The organism is Variovorax sp. GW823-FHT04B03 (genome assembly GCF_058796495.1).
Genome location: NZ_JBXAIT010000005.1, coordinates 353052 through 366660, shown reverse-complemented (window position 1 = coordinate 366660; position 13609 = coordinate 353052). Strand labels below are relative to the sequence as shown.

General features: G+C 63.6%; 23 protein-coding genes and 1 tRNA gene. 13 read left to right on the top strand and 11 right to left on the bottom strand.

Annotated elements, in window-relative coordinates:
* Nucleotides 1–5 precede the first annotated feature (5 nt).
* The 13 genes from rplF (at nucleotide 6) to AC1RAD_RS22760 (ending at nucleotide 6919) form a co-directional block, all read left to right on the top strand.
* Entirely contained in the window at nucleotides 6–539 is a 534-nt protein-coding gene (gene rplF / locus AC1RAD_RS22820; protein WP_062474819.1) for a 50S ribosomal protein L6, read from the top strand.
* A 14-nt stretch (nucleotides 540–553) separates the two neighbouring features.
* A complete protein-coding gene (gene rplR / locus AC1RAD_RS22815) occupies nucleotides 554–919 on the top strand; it encodes a 50S ribosomal protein L18 (RefSeq protein ID WP_056577252.1) in 366 nt (121 codons plus the stop codon).
* An 18-nt stretch (nucleotides 920–937) separates the two neighbouring features.
* Nucleotides 938–1456 carry a 30S ribosomal protein S5 gene (gene rpsE / locus AC1RAD_RS22810; protein WP_056576983.1) on the top strand — a complete coding sequence of 173 codons (519 nt, stop codon included), beginning with the start codon at nucleotides 938–940 and terminating at the stop codon, nucleotides 1454–1456.
* Between the two features lie 35 nt (nucleotides 1457–1491).
* Nucleotides 1492–1674: a 50S ribosomal protein L30 gene (gene rpmD / locus AC1RAD_RS22805; RefSeq protein WP_019653974.1), complete on the top strand. Its 183-nt coding sequence runs from the start codon at nucleotides 1492–1494 to the stop codon at nucleotides 1672–1674.
* A gap of 11 nt (nucleotides 1675–1685) precedes the next feature.
* Nucleotides 1686–2117: a 50S ribosomal protein L15 gene (gene rplO, locus AC1RAD_RS22800; protein WP_056576982.1), complete on the top strand. Its 432-nt coding sequence runs from the start codon at nucleotides 1686–1688 to the stop codon at nucleotides 2115–2117.
* A gap of 27 nt (nucleotides 2118–2144) precedes the next feature.
* Nucleotides 2145–3458, top strand: a complete 1314-nt coding sequence (gene secY / locus AC1RAD_RS22795; protein WP_056576979.1) for a preprotein translocase subunit SecY — start codon at nucleotides 2145–2147, stop codon at nucleotides 3456–3458.
* A gap of 66 nt (nucleotides 3459–3524) precedes the next feature.
* On the top strand, nucleotides 3525–3638 hold the full coding sequence (rpmJ, locus tag AC1RAD_RS22790; protein WP_013544106.1) for a 50S ribosomal protein L36: 114 nt from the start codon (nucleotides 3525–3527) through the stop codon (nucleotides 3636–3638).
* A 23-nt stretch (nucleotides 3639–3661) separates the two neighbouring features.
* A complete protein-coding gene (rpsM, locus tag AC1RAD_RS22785; RefSeq protein ID WP_013544105.1) occupies nucleotides 3662–4027 on the top strand; it encodes a 30S ribosomal protein S13 in 366 nt (121 codons plus the stop codon).
* A 12-nt stretch (nucleotides 4028–4039) separates the two neighbouring features.
* A complete protein-coding gene (rpsK, locus tag AC1RAD_RS22780) occupies nucleotides 4040–4444 on the top strand; it encodes a 30S ribosomal protein S11 (protein WP_009124825.1) in 405 nt (134 codons plus the stop codon).
* A 130-nt stretch (nucleotides 4445–4574) separates the two neighbouring features.
* Entirely contained in the window at nucleotides 4575–5198 is a 624-nt protein-coding gene (gene rpsD, locus AC1RAD_RS22775; RefSeq protein ID WP_056576976.1) for a 30S ribosomal protein S4, read from the top strand.
* Between the two features lie 142 nt (nucleotides 5199–5340).
* The gene (locus AC1RAD_RS22770) at nucleotides 5341–6330 is read left to right on the top strand and encodes a DNA-directed RNA polymerase subunit alpha (RefSeq protein WP_056576973.1); all 990 of its coding nucleotides are present in this window, start codon (nucleotides 5341–5343) and stop codon (nucleotides 6328–6330) included.
* A gap of 95 nt (nucleotides 6331–6425) precedes the next feature.
* A complete protein-coding gene (gene rplQ / locus AC1RAD_RS22765) occupies nucleotides 6426–6824 on the top strand; it encodes a 50S ribosomal protein L17 (RefSeq protein WP_056576970.1) in 399 nt (132 codons plus the stop codon).
* 18 nt (nucleotides 6825–6842) lie between these two features.
* A tRNA-Met gene (locus AC1RAD_RS22760) sits at nucleotides 6843–6919 on the top strand.
* On the opposite strand, the gene AC1RAD_RS22755 is transcribed toward AC1RAD_RS22760, so the two are convergent.
* The 11 genes from AC1RAD_RS22755 to AC1RAD_RS22705 all read right to left on the bottom strand — a co-directional run bounded on the left by AC1RAD_RS22755 (nucleotide 6876) and on the right by AC1RAD_RS22705 (nucleotide 13587).
* Nucleotides 6876–8474, bottom strand: coding sequence for a recombinase family protein (locus AC1RAD_RS22755; protein ID WP_492737574.1), 1599 nt, complete (start codon nucleotides 8472–8474; stop codon nucleotides 6876–6878). The genes AC1RAD_RS22760 and AC1RAD_RS22755 overlap by 44 nt on opposite strands.
* 144 nt (nucleotides 8475–8618) lie before the next feature.
* Entirely contained in the window at nucleotides 8619–9086 is a 468-nt protein-coding gene (locus AC1RAD_RS22750) for a hypothetical protein (RefSeq protein WP_492737349.1), read from the bottom strand.
* Nucleotides 9074–9235, bottom strand: coding sequence for a hypothetical protein (locus tag AC1RAD_RS22745; RefSeq protein WP_492737348.1), 162 nt, complete (start codon nucleotides 9233–9235; stop codon nucleotides 9074–9076). The genes AC1RAD_RS22750 and AC1RAD_RS22745 overlap by 13 nt, the downstream gene beginning before the upstream one ends.
* Nucleotides 9232–10956, bottom strand: coding sequence for a DNA cytosine methyltransferase (locus tag AC1RAD_RS22740; protein ID WP_492737346.1), 1725 nt, complete (start codon nucleotides 10954–10956; stop codon nucleotides 9232–9234). Before AC1RAD_RS22740 ends, AC1RAD_RS22745 begins: the two co-directional genes overlap by 4 nt.
* A 91-nt stretch (nucleotides 10957–11047) precedes the next feature.
* Nucleotides 11048–11527 carry a hypothetical protein gene (locus tag AC1RAD_RS22735; protein WP_492737344.1) on the bottom strand — a complete coding sequence of 160 codons (480 nt, stop codon included), beginning with the start codon at nucleotides 11525–11527 and terminating at the stop codon, nucleotides 11048–11050.
* Nucleotides 11524–11835, bottom strand: coding sequence for a hypothetical protein (locus AC1RAD_RS22730; protein WP_492737342.1), 312 nt, complete (start codon nucleotides 11833–11835; stop codon nucleotides 11524–11526). Before AC1RAD_RS22730 ends, AC1RAD_RS22735 begins: the two co-directional genes overlap by 4 nt.
* 3 nt (nucleotides 11836–11838) lie before the next feature.
* Entirely contained in the window at nucleotides 11839–12522 is a 684-nt protein-coding gene (locus tag AC1RAD_RS22725) for a DUF4406 domain-containing protein (RefSeq protein WP_492737340.1), read from the bottom strand.
* Nucleotides 12523–12551: 29 nt separating this feature from the next.
* On the bottom strand, nucleotides 12552–12809 hold the full coding sequence (locus AC1RAD_RS22720; RefSeq protein ID WP_492737339.1) for a hypothetical protein: 258 nt from the start codon (nucleotides 12807–12809) through the stop codon (nucleotides 12552–12554).
* Between the two features lie 18 nt (nucleotides 12810–12827).
* The gene (locus tag AC1RAD_RS22715) at nucleotides 12828–13148 is read right to left on the bottom strand and encodes a nucleoside triphosphate pyrophosphohydrolase family protein (protein ID WP_492737337.1); all 321 of its coding nucleotides are present in this window, start codon (nucleotides 13146–13148) and stop codon (nucleotides 12828–12830) included.
* Nucleotides 13145–13318, bottom strand: coding sequence for a hypothetical protein (locus tag AC1RAD_RS22710; protein WP_492737335.1), 174 nt, complete (start codon nucleotides 13316–13318; stop codon nucleotides 13145–13147). The genes AC1RAD_RS22715 and AC1RAD_RS22710 overlap by 4 nt, the downstream gene beginning before the upstream one ends.
* Nucleotides 13315–13587 (bottom strand): hypothetical protein, encoded by a 273-nt coding sequence (locus AC1RAD_RS22705; protein ID WP_492737333.1) that lies wholly within the window; start codon nucleotides 13585–13587, stop codon nucleotides 13315–13317. The genes AC1RAD_RS22710 and AC1RAD_RS22705 overlap by 4 nt, the downstream gene beginning before the upstream one ends.
* Nucleotides 13588–13609: the final 22 nt, after the last annotated feature.

Here is a 13609-nt window from a genome sequence, read left to right as displayed (position 1 = left end):
CTGAAATGTCCCGAGTAGGAAAAATGCCGGTCGCCATCCCCGCAGGCGTGGATGTGTCGATCAAGGAAGACCAGATCAGCGTCAAGGGCACGGGCGGCACGCTCAGCCTGGCTCGCAATGCGCTGGTGAATGTCGTCAACAAGGACGGCAAGCTGAGCTTCGAGCCCGCCAACGATTCGCGTGAAGCGAATGCGATGAGCGGCACGATTCGCCAGCTGGTGAACAACATGGTGGTTGGCGTGACCAAGGGCTTCGAAAAGAAGCTGAACCTGGTCGGCGTCGGCTACAAGGCTGCAGCGTCCGGCGCCAAGCTGAACCTGCAAGTCGGTTACTCGCACCCGGTCAACATCGACATGCCGCAAGGCATCACGGTGACCACCGCGACTCCGACCGAAGTGGTGATCAAGGGCGCTGACCGTCAACGCGTCGGCCAGATCGCCGCTGAGATCCGCGCTGTTCGTCCGCCAGAGCCCTACAAGGGCAAGGGCATCCGCTATGCGGACGAGAAGATCGTGATCAAAGAGACCAAGAAGAAGTAAGGGGCAGCAAAATGATGTTGACCAAAAAAGCACAGCGTCTTCGCCGCTCGCGCCAGACCCGCATCCGCATTGCGACGCAGGGCGTGGCTCGCCTCACGGTGAACCGCACCAACCTGCACATCTATGCCACCGTCATCTCCGACGACGGCACCAAGGTGATCGCAACCGCATCGACCGCCGAAGCCGAAGTGCGCGCAGCACTCGGCGCCTCGGGCAAGGGTGGCAATGCCGCCGCTGCCACCGCCATCGGCAAGCGCATCGCTGAAAAGGCGAAGGCTGCCGGCGTCGAGAAGGTCGCTTTCGATCGCGCAGGTTTCGCCTACCACGGCCGCGTCAAGGCGCTGGCCGAGGCAGCCCGCGAAGCCGGTCTGCAGTTCTAATCGGACACGAGATTCAAAATGGCAAAGATTCAAGCAAGAACGCAGAACGAAGGTCCTGAGGACGGTCTGCGCGAGAAGATGATCGCGATCAACCGCGTCACCAAGGTGGTGAAGGGTGGTCGTATCCTCGGTTTCGCAGCGCTGACCGTGGTCGGTGATGGCGATGGCCGCGTCGGCATGGGCAAGGGCAAGTCCAAGGAAGTGCCTGCTGCTGTGCAGAAGGCAATGGAAGAAGCCCGCCGCAACCTGTTCAAGGCTCCGATCAAGAACGGTACGCTGCACCACCAGGTGCAAGGTCACCACGGTGCTGCCACCGTCGTGATGTACCCGGCTCCCAAGGGTACCGGCATCATCGCCGGTGGCCCGATGCGCGCCGTCTTCGAAGTCATGGGCATCACCGACATCGTGGCCAAGAGCCATGGTTCGTCGAACCCCTACAACATGGTTCGCGCCACGCTCGACGGGTTGAAGAACTCGACGACGGCCGGCCAAGTGGCTGCCAAGCGCGGTCTCACCGTCGAAGAAATCTTCGCCTGAGCGCAAGCTCTCGCAAGGCTGAAGGAAGCATTCAAATGACGCAACAACAAACCCTCAAGGTGCAGCTGGTGAAGAGCCCGATCGGCACCAAGGAATCGCATCGCGCGACCGTGCGTGGCCTCGGCCTGCGCAAGCTCAACAGCGTGAGCGAGCTGCAAGACACGCCCGCAGTGCGCGGCATGATCAACAAGATCAGTTATCTGGTCAAAGTTCTGTAAGAGAGACTGATATGGAACTCAATGGCATCAAGCCGGCAGCTGGCGCCAAGCACGCCAAGCGTCGCGTTGGCCGCGGTATCGGCTCCGGCATCGGCAAGACCGCAGGTCGCGGTCACAAGGGCCAGAAGTCGCGCGCAGGCGGTTTCCACAAGGTCGGCTTCGAAGGCGGTCAAATGCCGCTGCAGCGTCGCCTGCCCAAGCGCGGCTTCAAGTCGCACCTGCTGAAGTACAACGCCGAAGTCACGCTGACTGCTCTCGAGCAGCTCGGTCTGGCCGAAGTCGATGTCCTGGCACTGAAGCAAGCCGGCCTCGTGGGCCAGCTCGCCAAGGTCGTCAAGATCATCAAGACCGGCGAACTCACCAAGGCCGTCAAGCTGACGGGCGTGGGTGCGACCGCTGGTGCCAAGGCTGCGATCGAAGCAGCCGGCGGCAGCCTCGCCTGATCACCATCGGACTGAAAGAAGTTCTTCGTGGCAACTAACGCGGCAACGATCGCAAAAACAGGCAAGTTCGGCGACCTCCGTCGTCGGCTCGTCTTTTTGCTGCTCGCGCTCGTGGTCTACCGGATTGGCGCGCACATTCCTGTGCCGGGTATCAACCCGGACCAGCTGGCAGCGTTGTTCCAGGGCCAGCAGGGCGGCATTCTGAGCCTGTTCAACATGTTCTCGGGCGGGGCGCTGTCGCGTTTCACCGTGTTCGCGTTGGGGATCATGCCGTACATCTCGGCGTCGATCATCATGCAGCTGATGACCTACGTGCTTCCGACCTTCGAGCAATTGAAGAAGGAAGGCGAGGCCGGTCGCCGCAAGATCACGCAGTACACGCGCTATGGCGCGCTCGGCCTGGCTCTGTTCCAGTCGTTCAGCATCGCAGTGGCCCTCGAATCGTCGGCCGGTCTGGTGATCGCCCCCGGTTTCGGCTTCCGCCTGACCGCCATGGTGAGCCTGACGGCAGGTTCGATGTTCCTGATGTGGCTCGGCGAGCAGATCACCGAACGCGGCCTGGGCAACGGCATCTCGATCCTGATCTTTGCAGGTATCGCGGCCGGTCTGCCCGGTGCGATCGGCGGCCTGGCTTCGCTGGTGACGACCGGTGCGATGAACCCCATCGTTGCGCTCTTCATCATCGCTGTCGTGGTGCTGGTCACCTACTTCGTGGTGTTCGTGGAACGTGGTCAGCGCAAGATCCTCGTGAACTATGCGCGGCGCCAGGTTGGCAACAAGGTCTACGGCGGTCAGTCGTCGCACCTGCCCCTGAAGCTGAACATGGCCGGTGTGATTCCTCCGATCTTCGCGTCGTCGATCATTCTGCTGCCGGCAACGGTGGTGGGCTGGTTCAGCGCTGGTGACGGTGGCTTCCGCTGGATCAAGGACATCGCCAGCGCACTGCGTCCGGGCGAGCCGATCTACGTGCTGCTGTACGCCGCTGCGATCGTTTTCTTCTGCTTCTTCTACACGGCACTCGTGTTCAACAGCAAGGAAACGGCCGACAACCTGAAGAAGAGTGGTGCGTTCATTCCTGGCATTCGCCCGGGTGACCAGACCGCTCGCTATATCGACAAGATTCTGGTTCGCCTGACGTTGGCTGGCGCGGTGTACATCACCTTCGTCTGCCTGCTGCCCGAGTTCCTGATCCTGAAGTACAACGTGCCGTTCTACTTCGGTGGTACCTCCCTGCTGATCATCGTGGTCGTCACGATGGACTTCATGGCCCAGGTGCAAAACTACATGATGTCCCAGCAGTACGAATCGCTGCTGAAGAAGGCGAACTTCAAGACATCGTAGGGCTGTGAGTTTCAGTATTGAGTCCGGGCGGTAGACCGCCACGTTAAACAGTTTTAGGAGAATGAAATGAGAGTTTCGGCTTCGGTCAAAACCATCTGCCGTAATTGCAAGGTCATCCGCCGTAAAGGTGTGGTGCGTGTGATTTGCACCGACCCGCGCCACAAGCAGCGCCAGGGTTGATTGAAGAGTATTAGAGGACGCACATGGCACGTATTGCTGGCATCAACATCCCGCCGCACAAGCACGCTGAAATCGGCCTGACCGCCATTTTCGGTATCGGTCGCACCCGCGCCCGTCAAATCTGCGAAGCGAGCGGCATCGAATATTCGAAGAAGATCAAGGATCTGACCGACGCCGATCTCGAAAAGATCCGCGACCAGATCGCTCTGTTCACGATCGAAGGCGATCTGCGTCGCGAGACGACGATGAACATCAAGCGTTTGATGGACATCGGCTGCTATCGCGGCTTCCGTCACCGTCGCGGCCTGCCGATGCGCGGCCAGCGCACGCGCACCAACGCCCGCACCCGCAAGGGTCCGCGCAAGGCTGCGCAGTCCCTGAAGAAATAAGGATAGACAAGCATGGCTAAAGCACCTGCAAACAACGCCGCACAGCGCGTTCGCAAGAAGGTTCGCAAGAACGTTGCGGACGGTATCGCCCACGTGCATGCCTCGTTCAACAACACCATCATCACGATCACCGATCGCCAGGGCAACGCCCTGTCGTGGGCTTCGTCGGGTGGCCAGGGCTTCAAGGGCTCGCGCAAGTCGACCCCGTTCGCTGCGCAGGTCGCTTCCGAAGTGGCCGGCCGTGCTGCTGTCGAACAAGGTATCAAGAACCTCGACGTCGAGATCAAGGGCCCCGGTCCTGGTCGCGAGTCGTCGGTGCGCGCCCTGGCTGCGCTCGGCATCCGGATCAATTCCATTGCCGACGTGACGCCCGTTCCGCACAACGGCTGCCGTCCCCAGAAGCGTCGCCGCATCTGATCGTCAGTCCGCAAGGCGCAGCCAGCTTTCGAGCGGCTGCGCATTTGTTTTTTCACTAAGCCCACCGCCATCGGCACATCCGCCGACGGCTCCCGCAGGCAACTGCGGCAGATGACACCAAGGAAATACCGTGGCACGTTACCTCGGCCCCAAGGCCAAACTTTCCCGCCGTGAAGGCACCGACCTGTTCCTGAAGAGCGCCCGCCGTTCGATCCAGGACAAGGCCAAGTTCGACTCCAAGCCCGGCCAGCACGGCCGCACCTCGGGTCAGCGCACCTCCGACTACGGTCTGCAGTTGCGTGAGAAGCAGAAGGTCAAGCGCATGTACGGCGTGCTCGAGAAGCAATTCCGCCGCTACTTCGAAGAAGCCGACCGCCGCCGTGGCAACACCGGCGCCAACCTGCTGTTCATCCTCGAGTCGCGCCTGGACAACGTGGTCTACCGCATGGGCTTCGGCTCGACGCGCGCCGAAGCACGTCAGCTCGTGTCGCACAAGGCGATCACCGTGAACGGCCAGTCGGTCAACATCCCGTCGTACCTGGTCAAGACCGGTGACGTGATCGCCGTGCGCGAAAAGTCCAAGAAGCAGAACCGCATTGTCGAAGCGCTGCAACTGGCCCAACAAGTCGGCATGCCGGCTTGGGTCGATGTGAACGCCGACAAGGCCGAAGGCACCTTCAAGAAGGTCCCGGATCGCGACGAATTCGCAGCCGACATCAACGAATCGCTGATCGTCGAACTGTATTCGCGTTGATTTTCTCTACCCGCCTGCGCGTCCTTGCGCCGGCGGGAGATTGATATTGTTGTTCACGTTCCTGCTCCGCACTCTGTTGCGGATCAGGCGCTTCACCAGCCTTACCGGTGTAACGAGCCGGGGGTATTGAGAGGAAGTCTGCATGCAAACCACCCTGCTGAAACCCAAGACCATCCAGGTCGAGCAACTTGCCGCCAACAAGGCCAAGGTCACGCTCGAGCCTTTCGAGCGCGGCTACGGCCACACGCTCGGCAACGCGCTGCGTCGCGTTCTGCTGTCGTCCATGGTCGGCTACTCGGCCACCGAAGTCACGATCGCTGGCGTTCTGCATGAGTACTCGTCGATCGACGGCGTGCAGGAAGATGTCGTCAACATCCTGCTGAATCTCAAGGGCGTGGTGTTCAAGCTCCACAACCGCGACGAAGTCACGCTGAGCCTGCGCAAGGACGGCGAAGGCCCGGTCCTCGCATCGGACATCCAGACCCCGCACGACGTCGAGATCATCAACCCCGACCACGTGATCGCGCACCTGTCGCAAGGCGGCAAGCTCGACATGCAGATCAAGGTCGAAAAGGGTCGCGGCTATGTGCCCGGCACGATGCGCCGCTACGCCGACGAGCCGACCAAGTCGATCGGCCGCATCGTCCTCGACGCGTCGTTCTCGCCCGTCAAGCGCGTGAGCTACACCGTCGAAAGCGCCCGCGTCGAACAGCGTACCGACCTGGACAAGCTGCTGGTCGAGATCGAGACCAACGGTGCGATCAGCGCCGAAGATGCCGTTCGCGCATCGGCTAAAATCCTGGTCGAGCAGCTCGCCGTGTTCGCGCAGCTCGAAGGCGGCGAACTCGCTGCATTCGATGCACCCGCACCGCGCAGCGCCCAGCAGTTCGATCCGATCCTGCTGCGCCCTGTCGACGAACTCGAACTGACGGTGCGTTCGGCCAACTGCCTGAAGGCCGAAAACATCTACTACATCGGTGACCTGATCCAGCGCACCGAGAACGAGCTGCTCAAGACCCCGAACCTGGGTCGCAAGTCGCTCAACGAAATCAAGGAAGTCCTCGCTTCGCGCGGTCTCACCCTTGGCATGAAGCTCGAAAGCTGGCCGCCGGCTGGTCTCGACAAGCGTTGATTTGAATTTTTGAGAAATCGGCCCCCTGAAAAGGGCCAGTGCACCGGACAGTACCTGACACGGCTGTCTGTTTTTATAAAGTAAAGGAAAGCACCATGCGTCACGGACACGGACTCCGCAAACTCAACCGCACCAGCTCGCACCGCCTCGCGATGCTGCAGAACATGATGAATTCGCTCATCGAGCACGAAGTCATCAAGACCACGGTCCCCAAGGCCAAGGAACTGCGCCGCGTCATCGAGCCGATGATCACCCTGGCCAAGAAGCCCACGCTCGCCAACAAGCGCCTGGCCTTCGACCGCCTGCGCAGCCGCGACAGCGTCGTCAAGCTCTTCGGCGAACTCGGCCCGCGTTTCGCAGCGCGTCCGGGCGGCTACACCCGCATCCTGAAGATGGGTTTCCGCGTGGGTGACAACGCCCCGATGGCGCTCGTCGAACTGGTCGACCGTGCTGAAATTAAAGATGCTGGCGCTGAGCAAAACGCCGCTGAATAAGCTATAATTTATACTTGCCGCGCGATGGAGCAGCCTGGTAGCTCGTTGGGCTCATAACCCAAAGGTCGCAAGTTCAAATCTTGCTCGCGCAACCAACATTGGAGACCCCGCTGATGCAACTGCCAAAAGCAGTTGTTCAGCGGGGTTTTTCATTTGTGCCCAGCTTTCTCCAGTCTCCGGATCACGCCGCAGCGTGACCGCGCCGAGCAATTCAGCAATTACCGGACGAGCCGCACTCACGGTATTTGCTTCACCGCTTAATGTCTCTTTTAAATTCATCACGAGCTGCCTGTAGCGTGATGCAATTTCGGTTGCACTGACCTGCAATTGCGGCGCTTGTTCAAGCGTTGCCTGAAGCGTTTTTCGCTCCAGCTCTGCCGCACGCAAGCGGCTGGCCAGTGCTTCACTGGCGCCCACCGTCACGATGGCATCCACGATGCGCTGGATCTCGCGGTCGAGATCGACGCTGCGCCGGCGCGCCGCAGCCTGGGCACGTTCTTGCCCGCCGTCCAGCTCGACGAGCAGCCGGCGCACCGTGGTCTGCACCTCGGCCAGTGCGGCCGGGCTCAGCAAATCCTCTCTCAGCTCAGCCAGCAATCGGTTGTCGACGTCCGTGCGCCGCCAAGTGGCCGCGTTGCGGCACGACGTTGGCCCTTTGTCCTTGTGCGCACTGCAGCCGTAGCGGCTCGCGTTGATCGCGATGATGGGACCACCACACGTATCGCAGCGCAGCAGGCCGCCGAACAAGGTGCCGTGCGGTCGACCGCGCGTCGGGTTGCCGCGCTTGAGTTCATGCGGGCGGGTCTGGCCCCAAAGCGTCGCGTCGATGATGCGCAGCTCCGGCGCTTCACGCACGAGCCATTCGTCGCGCGGCCGTGCTACTGGCAGGCGCTTGCCCGTGTCTGGATCTTTCAGCCACTGGCGGCGATTCCACACGAGCCGGCCGATGTACATCTCATTGTTCAGCAGGCCGTCTCCCATCTTCGCGTTGCCCACAAGCGCACTGGCGGCCCAGCCATTGCCGCGCGGGCTCGGCACGCCCTGCGCGTTCAAGGTGTAGACGATGCTGCGCAGCGTGGCGCCGGCGGCGACCTGCTCGTAGATCCACCGCACGTGCTTCGCCTGTTCCTCGTCGATCACGATCCGGTGCCCGCCTTCCACGGGCACGCTCGTGTAGCCGTAGGTGCGTCCGCCCGCGGCCATGCCCCGCTCGAATTGCCCCTGCAGTCCTCGGTGCGTCTTCTTGCGCAAGTCGTCGATGTACAGCTCGTTCACGAGCCCGCGCGCGATACGCATGACCTTGCGCCCTGCTTGCTGCGTGTCGTACCCGTCGGCCGTGCCGATGATGCGGATGCCGCGGTGCTCCATGCGCTTGACGGTACGCTCTTGCTCGGCCAGGTCGCGCGTGATGCGGTCCAGCCCTTCAACGATCAGCACGTCGAAGCGGTCGGCCAGTGCGTCGGCCAGCAGCGCCTTGCCACCAGCTCTCAGCGCCACTGGCGTCGAGCCGCTGATTCCTTCGTCGGCGTGCATCATGGCGATGGGCCAGCCCTCTCGGGCTGCTCGCTCGCGGCCAGCCCGCAGCTGGTCTTCGATGCTGTTCTGACTCTGGTTGTCAGTGCTGTATCGGGCGTACAGGCAGGCTCTCATTGCGCTCTCGGGTGATGTCGTTGACGAGCTGGCGTGCCAGGATCTCGATGAGTTTCGAGCAGGCGCTTGCCTGGTCTATGTGGGGCCGCATGGTAGCTCTGCCCAGCAGGCCGGCTGGCGGGCTTCCGTCTGCCGAACGGCTGCTCACCGGCGTGGCTCCTGTTCGGCGGTATGGATGCGCACCGCCGACGCGCAGAAACGTTCAACGCGGCGGATCAGTCCCATCCACTCGGCGCCTTGCCAGTGGCGGTGCTGCCATGCCGGGTCTTCATCGGCCTGCATCGCGCGGTCTACCTCGTCTTCTTCGGCGATGCACATGACGCGGATTCCTCCGGCCCTCGGGATGCCAGTAGCGGCGCTCCATTCGTCGACCTCGATGCACACGCGCCCGCCGCACTCAGGACATTCGAAGTGCTTCGGCATCACGTAGTGCTTCCACGCCGCAAGCATGATCGGAGGCAGGCCCCTGGCGCGCCTCAACTGCTGAAAATCGGCAGCGATGCGCGCCTTCTCGATCTCGGCCTGTTCGTCGATGAAGGCGGCGATACGTCGCATGGCCGCGCTGCAGCGGCGGTCGATACTGAACACGGGCCGCGCCTTCATGGCATCCATCCCAAAGCGGCGAGGGCACGCTCGATCACGAGATACCACGCCCAGAACGGAACCGTGACTGCGAACACGGTGGACCAGAAGCCTTTGGCGAGCACGACCCCCGCCAGCCAAGCAATGCCCAGAATCCAGCTGGTGACGATCTCGCTCATGCGTGACCTCCTGCCACGCTCAACGCAACTGCCACGTTGCGCACCCAGATCGGGGCGCTGCTCAGTGCGAATGTCTCGCCGCTCCACGCGAGCATGAGCGTCCGGCCCATCTCTTCGGCGATGGCGGTAGCGGCGGCCGGCGGCACAGCGTTGCCGATTCGCTCGCGCCATGCCTGATCGCTCAGGCCGTCCAACTCCAGCTGCTCTTCAGGGTCGACCAACGACTGCAGGGCCGCAAGCTCCAGGGTCGTGAACGGGCGGTGCCAGGTGCCATCGAGCGCCTGGATGCGGCACAGCACCTTGTCTGCCGCAGCCGGGATGCGCGGATCTGCAACGCTCCATCGGCCGTTGTCGTGGCCAGCGGCGGCGCTGACAGCGCCGGCCGGGCCGGTCCACGACGTCACGCCATAGTGCCCGGCGGTCAGGTAGTTGTCACCCTTGCCACGCTGCATGCCGCTGCGCGGATCAGCTACCGCGAACGCGCCTTGTCCCGTGGTGCTGCCGCTGATGACGGTGCCGGCAGCTTCTTCGTAGGCCGTCACTGCGTACTTTGCGAAAGCCTCGCCGGATTGCCTCGGATCTGCGACGCCCTGGCCGGTGCCGTGCGCGCTCGTGATCGCGAGGCTGGCGCGGTTCCACGGGACGATGCGGAATTCGTTGCTGTGCTTGGCCGGCCCGGTGTGGCGCGGATCGGCGATGCAGTAGGCCCCCTGGCCTGGGTTCTGCTGTCCGCCAATCGTCCCACTCGTGTCGCCCCAGCGCCGCACACCATAGGCTTGCCCGTCGGTCCACTTCGACGACTGTTCAAACCGCGGGTCAGCCGGCGCGAATGCAGCCGCCTGCATGGCGGGCTCGATCATGTAGTCGCGCAAGTGCCCGTCCTCGATCGCCAGCTTGTTCAAGCTGCGCCAGTCGCTTCCGGCCTCGACGAAAGCCAGCCGCACCCACGTCTTCCACTGCAGTGACGGCACACGATGCATCGGGCCTGCGCGCATGTCGCCGGGCAGCAGCATGCGGCCCAGCACATCGCCAACCGCACGCAGCTGCTTCTTCGCCGGCTCGTACAGGAACGGCGGCACCTTCTCGAGATGGCGGGCCACGAGCAGGAACCGCTTGCGACTCTGTGCAAGGCCGGCCAGCTCGCCGCAGTCGTGCGTTGTTTCGGCGACGGCATACCCGTAGGCGCGGAGCAAGTCGCCGATCTGGTCGAGCAGATGCCGGCCGCGGGTCGCGATGCGGGGCACGTTCTCGAAGAGCAGCATTTCGACCGGGTCGTGTTTGTAGGCTTCCAGCAGCAGCCAGATGCCGCGTAACGTCAGACGGTTGAGCGCCTGGTACTTGTCCGTCTTGCTCTTGCCCTCGGACAGCAGCCCGCTGAATCCCTTGCACGGTGCGGACAGAAAAACGATATGCGGCCGTTCGTTGTGAAAGGCTGCGTGGATATCCGCCGGCGTGGCCTCGCGCCATTCGGCCGCGGGCTCTGCACCGTGAAAGTCGCTGTACTGGCTTCGGTCGAACATGTCGAGCACGGTGCCGGCAACACCAGCCGCTCGCGTGAAGTCGCGAATGGCCGCGGGGTCGTTATCGATTCCGCCAACGCAGCGGAAGCGAGCGCGCTGGGTGCCGATGATTGGCCGCGCTGCATTGAAGCCCTTGGCGCCGCCGCCCAGGCCACAGAAGAGGTGGCCGTGTCGGATCTCGGTAGTCGTGGACATCAGCATGCTTTGTCCCTCCCGACCACGAGGATGCAGATCGTGCCGGCGCCGATGACGCCGCTGATTAGCAGGCCGGCGATGAAGAAGATCAGTTCACTCATGCGGTGACTCCTTTGGATTCGGTGGAATAGATCTCGGCGCCGGCCACGTCTGCGAGAGACGCGACGCCGTCGCGGATGCGGCCGGCGATGTAGTCGCCGCTGGGGATGAGGTCGAAGCCGATGCCGGCGTGTGCGATCAGCAGGTCTTTCGCTTCGGTGGCCGCGTCCGACAGCACGCCGGCCTGCGCCGCCTGCCAGGCGTTGTCGATGCTCAGCTGGACGACGGTGCGAAGCGCGGCATGCAGGCGCTTCGCCTGTGCCAGCCCTGGCGCGACAACGGCCGCGATCTCGGCGCCGATGCCGATGACCCAACCCAGGTGCGCGAGCAGATCGCGCGCCGGCTCGCCGTCGGCCGTCATGTAGATGGCGATGCTGACCGTGGTCATGTGGCTGGCCATCTGCGCTTTGGCGACGGCGGTAGCTACCGGATGACTGCGGCACAGCTCGCGCCGGTTGCGCACTTTCCCGCGGCTCACGACAGCAGCTCCTGCAGGTTGAGCACCGGCAGCGCGCCGAGCGCTTTCTCGACTCGGGCCGCCGCGGCCAAGTCGGCCGCATCGATGGTCCAGCCCGATGTCTTTCCAATCGCGTCAGCGATGGCGCCACGGTTCGTGCTGTCGAGCTGATGGCTCGCCCACACGAGCACATCGTTCGTAGTGCGCCCGTGCAGCTCGTGCGCCTTGCTGCAGGCGTACGTCGGACCGTGGCCAGGGCGGCCGGACTCGGCCAGCATCTTGACGATGTGTTGAGCGAGCGGGCAGAGCTTGAGAGTCTTCTTCGGCATGGCTCAGCCCTCCAAACGAGCGGCGGCGCGGATGGCCTCGATGCAACGACGGGCACCGAGGTACTGGTAACCGTGGGCCTGCGTGACCGCCGTGTGATAGCCGTGAGCGGCGAGGACAGATTTCAGCTGTGCCTGGTGGTAGCCGGCCACCTTCTCGCAGATGGCGAGCGCAGCTTCGTGGCTGACTTTTGTCACCGCCGCCGAAGCCCGGATTCCGCCCTCATCCTCTGCCTGGACGGCGTGGTTGAGGAACTGGCTCACGAAGTTGTCGACGCTTCCCGCGAAGCTGAAGTGCTCGGGCATGGCCTCGGCGCCTTCGGCCAGAGTGACAAGCAGGCCCAGCGCACGCCCGATGTGATGCTCCAGCGATGCCCCCTTGCTTCGCGACCAACCGGGCAGAAGATGGATGCGGTCGCACGTGACGAGCTGGGCGATGTCGGCGCGCATGCACGCGCTCCAGCCGGTGCTGGGGTCGATGTTGATCTCGGCGGGGTTGACGACTTCGAGGCCCACGCGGCGCAGCGCGCTGGCTTCCGCGCGAAACGCCGGAAAGTTGAGCTCAGCGTAGCCCGTCATTGGCCCTGCGATGTAGACGCGATGCAAAGCTGGAAGTGGCTGAGTGAACGTCATGTCATTGCCGTGCGCGAGGTCGACGCCGACGAAGTCGGGAGCAAGTTGGTTGGTCATGGGTTAGGGCGTGGTGAAAGGGTTGGTGGTCAGTCGTCGTCGCGCTCGCCCGAGGCGGCGCGCTTTCGGTCGAAGAGCGGCAGCGCGGTGGCTGGCAGGCGCCGCGCGAAGAGTCGAGGCGCACGAGCTGCCGCGAAGCCGGCCGCGCTCGGATGGGCAACGGCGAGGCGCACGAGCCGGCTACGGCAGGCGTCCTGCATCACCGTCTCGAAGCTGTCGGTCCACCGGAAGCGGCGCGCCATGCGCTCGCACGCCTCGCGCAGCTGCTGGTCAGTGGGCTCGATCACGGACGGCATCGCTCAGGCTCAGCCAAACTTGCCGAAGGCTGCGACGTCTTGGACGTGCTGTGCGCTCGGCTGGTAGACGTAGCCGTCGAGACTTGCGAGCAGGCGCAGGGCCATGGCAGCGGTCTGCACCGCTTCCTCTCGCACGTCGGCGGCGGTGGTCTTGTGCGGCTCGTAGGTGAGCTGCAGCATGGCCTTGGTCAGTTCTCCGTACTCTTCGCCGAGCACGGCGAGCGCGTGAAGCGGATCGGTCGGCCAGGTCGGAAACTTCTGCATGGCGCGCTCCAGCTCGCAGACCACCGCCAGAAGCGCGGGTGCCGGCGTGCTCGTCAAGGGGTTCATTGCGACAGACCTCCGGTCATGGCCATGACCAGCAACGCCATCACGGCCAGCGCGCAGCCCAGCAGCGTGATGCGGTCAGCGATGCGCTTGCCGCGCGCCTTCTTCCTGGCCCGGTCCTCGAAGGTCTTGACGGCCTGGATGTCGTGGTGATTGAGACGGTGCGCGTTCATGCCGCCCTCCGCTGCTGCACGAGGGCGATGCGCACAACGGTCGACGGGAACATGTCGGCCTGCTGGATGGCCTGCGCGTCCGCTCGCCGCGGCTTGCGCCGGCCGGCGGCCTGGCTCGCGAGCAGGCCGCGCACGCGCTCGATGGTGGCGCGCACGTCGGTGGCGCAGGCTGGCGAGTAGGGCGCGGTGATGTGCACCTTGTGCGCCAGTGGTGGCGCGTAGGGCTTGTGCTGTGCGATCTGTACGACCGCGGCGGTGGTGCGTGGCATGGTGATGCGGCTCCGGTTGGTG

Excerpts from the sequence above, each read along its gene's own strand:
- rplO (WP_056576982.1), top strand. The coding sequence starts at position 1,686 with ATGGAACTCAATGGCATCAAGCCGGCAGCTGGCGCCAAGCACGCCAAG.
- AC1RAD_RS22740 (WP_492737346.1), bottom strand. The coding sequence starts at position 10,956 with ATGCTGATGTCCACGACTACCGAGATCCGACACGGCCACCTCTTCTGT.
- AC1RAD_RS22730 (WP_492737342.1), bottom strand. The coding sequence starts at position 11,835 with ATGCCGAAGAAGACTCTCAAGCTCTGCCCGCTCGCTCAACACATCGTC.
- AC1RAD_RS22725 (WP_492737340.1), bottom strand. The coding sequence starts at position 12,522 with ATGACCAACCAACTTGCTCCCGACTTCGTCGGCGTCGACCTCGCGCAC.
- AC1RAD_RS22755 (WP_492737574.1), bottom strand. The coding sequence starts at position 8,474 with ATGAGAGCCTGCCTGTACGCCCGATACAGCACTGACAACCAGAGTCAG.
- rpmJ (WP_013544106.1), top strand. The coding sequence starts at position 3,525 with ATGAGAGTTTCGGCTTCGGTCAAAACCATCTGCCGTAATTGCAAGGTC.
- AC1RAD_RS22750 (WP_492737349.1), bottom strand. The coding sequence starts at position 9,086 with ATGGATGCCATGAAGGCGCGGCCCGTGTTCAGTATCGACCGCCGCTGC.
- AC1RAD_RS22715 (WP_492737337.1), bottom strand. The coding sequence starts at position 13,148 with ATGAACCCCTTGACGAGCACGCCGGCACCCGCGCTTCTGGCGGTGGTC.
- rpsK (WP_009124825.1), top strand. The coding sequence starts at position 4,040 with ATGGCTAAAGCACCTGCAAACAACGCCGCACAGCGCGTTCGCAAGAAG.
- AC1RAD_RS22705 (WP_492737333.1), bottom strand. The coding sequence starts at position 13,587 with ATGCCACGCACCACCGCCGCGGTCGTACAGATCGCACAGCACAAGCCC.
- AC1RAD_RS22770 (WP_056576973.1), top strand. The coding sequence starts at position 5,341 with ATGCAAACCACCCTGCTGAAACCCAAGACCATCCAGGTCGAGCAACTT.
- rplF (WP_062474819.1), top strand. The coding sequence starts at position 6 with ATGTCCCGAGTAGGAAAAATGCCGGTCGCCATCCCCGCAGGCGTGGAT.
- rpmD (WP_019653974.1), top strand. The coding sequence starts at position 1,492 with ATGACGCAACAACAAACCCTCAAGGTGCAGCTGGTGAAGAGCCCGATC.
- rplR (WP_056577252.1), top strand. The coding sequence starts at position 554 with ATGTTGACCAAAAAAGCACAGCGTCTTCGCCGCTCGCGCCAGACCCGC.
- AC1RAD_RS22710 (WP_492737335.1), bottom strand. The coding sequence starts at position 13,318 with ATGAACGCGCACCGTCTCAATCACCACGACATCCAGGCCGTCAAGACC.
- rpsM (WP_013544105.1), top strand. The coding sequence starts at position 3,662 with ATGGCACGTATTGCTGGCATCAACATCCCGCCGCACAAGCACGCTGAA.
- rplQ (WP_056576970.1), top strand. The coding sequence starts at position 6,426 with ATGCGTCACGGACACGGACTCCGCAAACTCAACCGCACCAGCTCGCAC.
- rpsE (WP_056576983.1), top strand. The coding sequence starts at position 938 with ATGGCAAAGATTCAAGCAAGAACGCAGAACGAAGGTCCTGAGGACGGT.
- AC1RAD_RS22745 (WP_492737348.1), bottom strand. The coding sequence starts at position 9,235 with ATGAGCGAGATCGTCACCAGCTGGATTCTGGGCATTGCTTGGCTGGCG.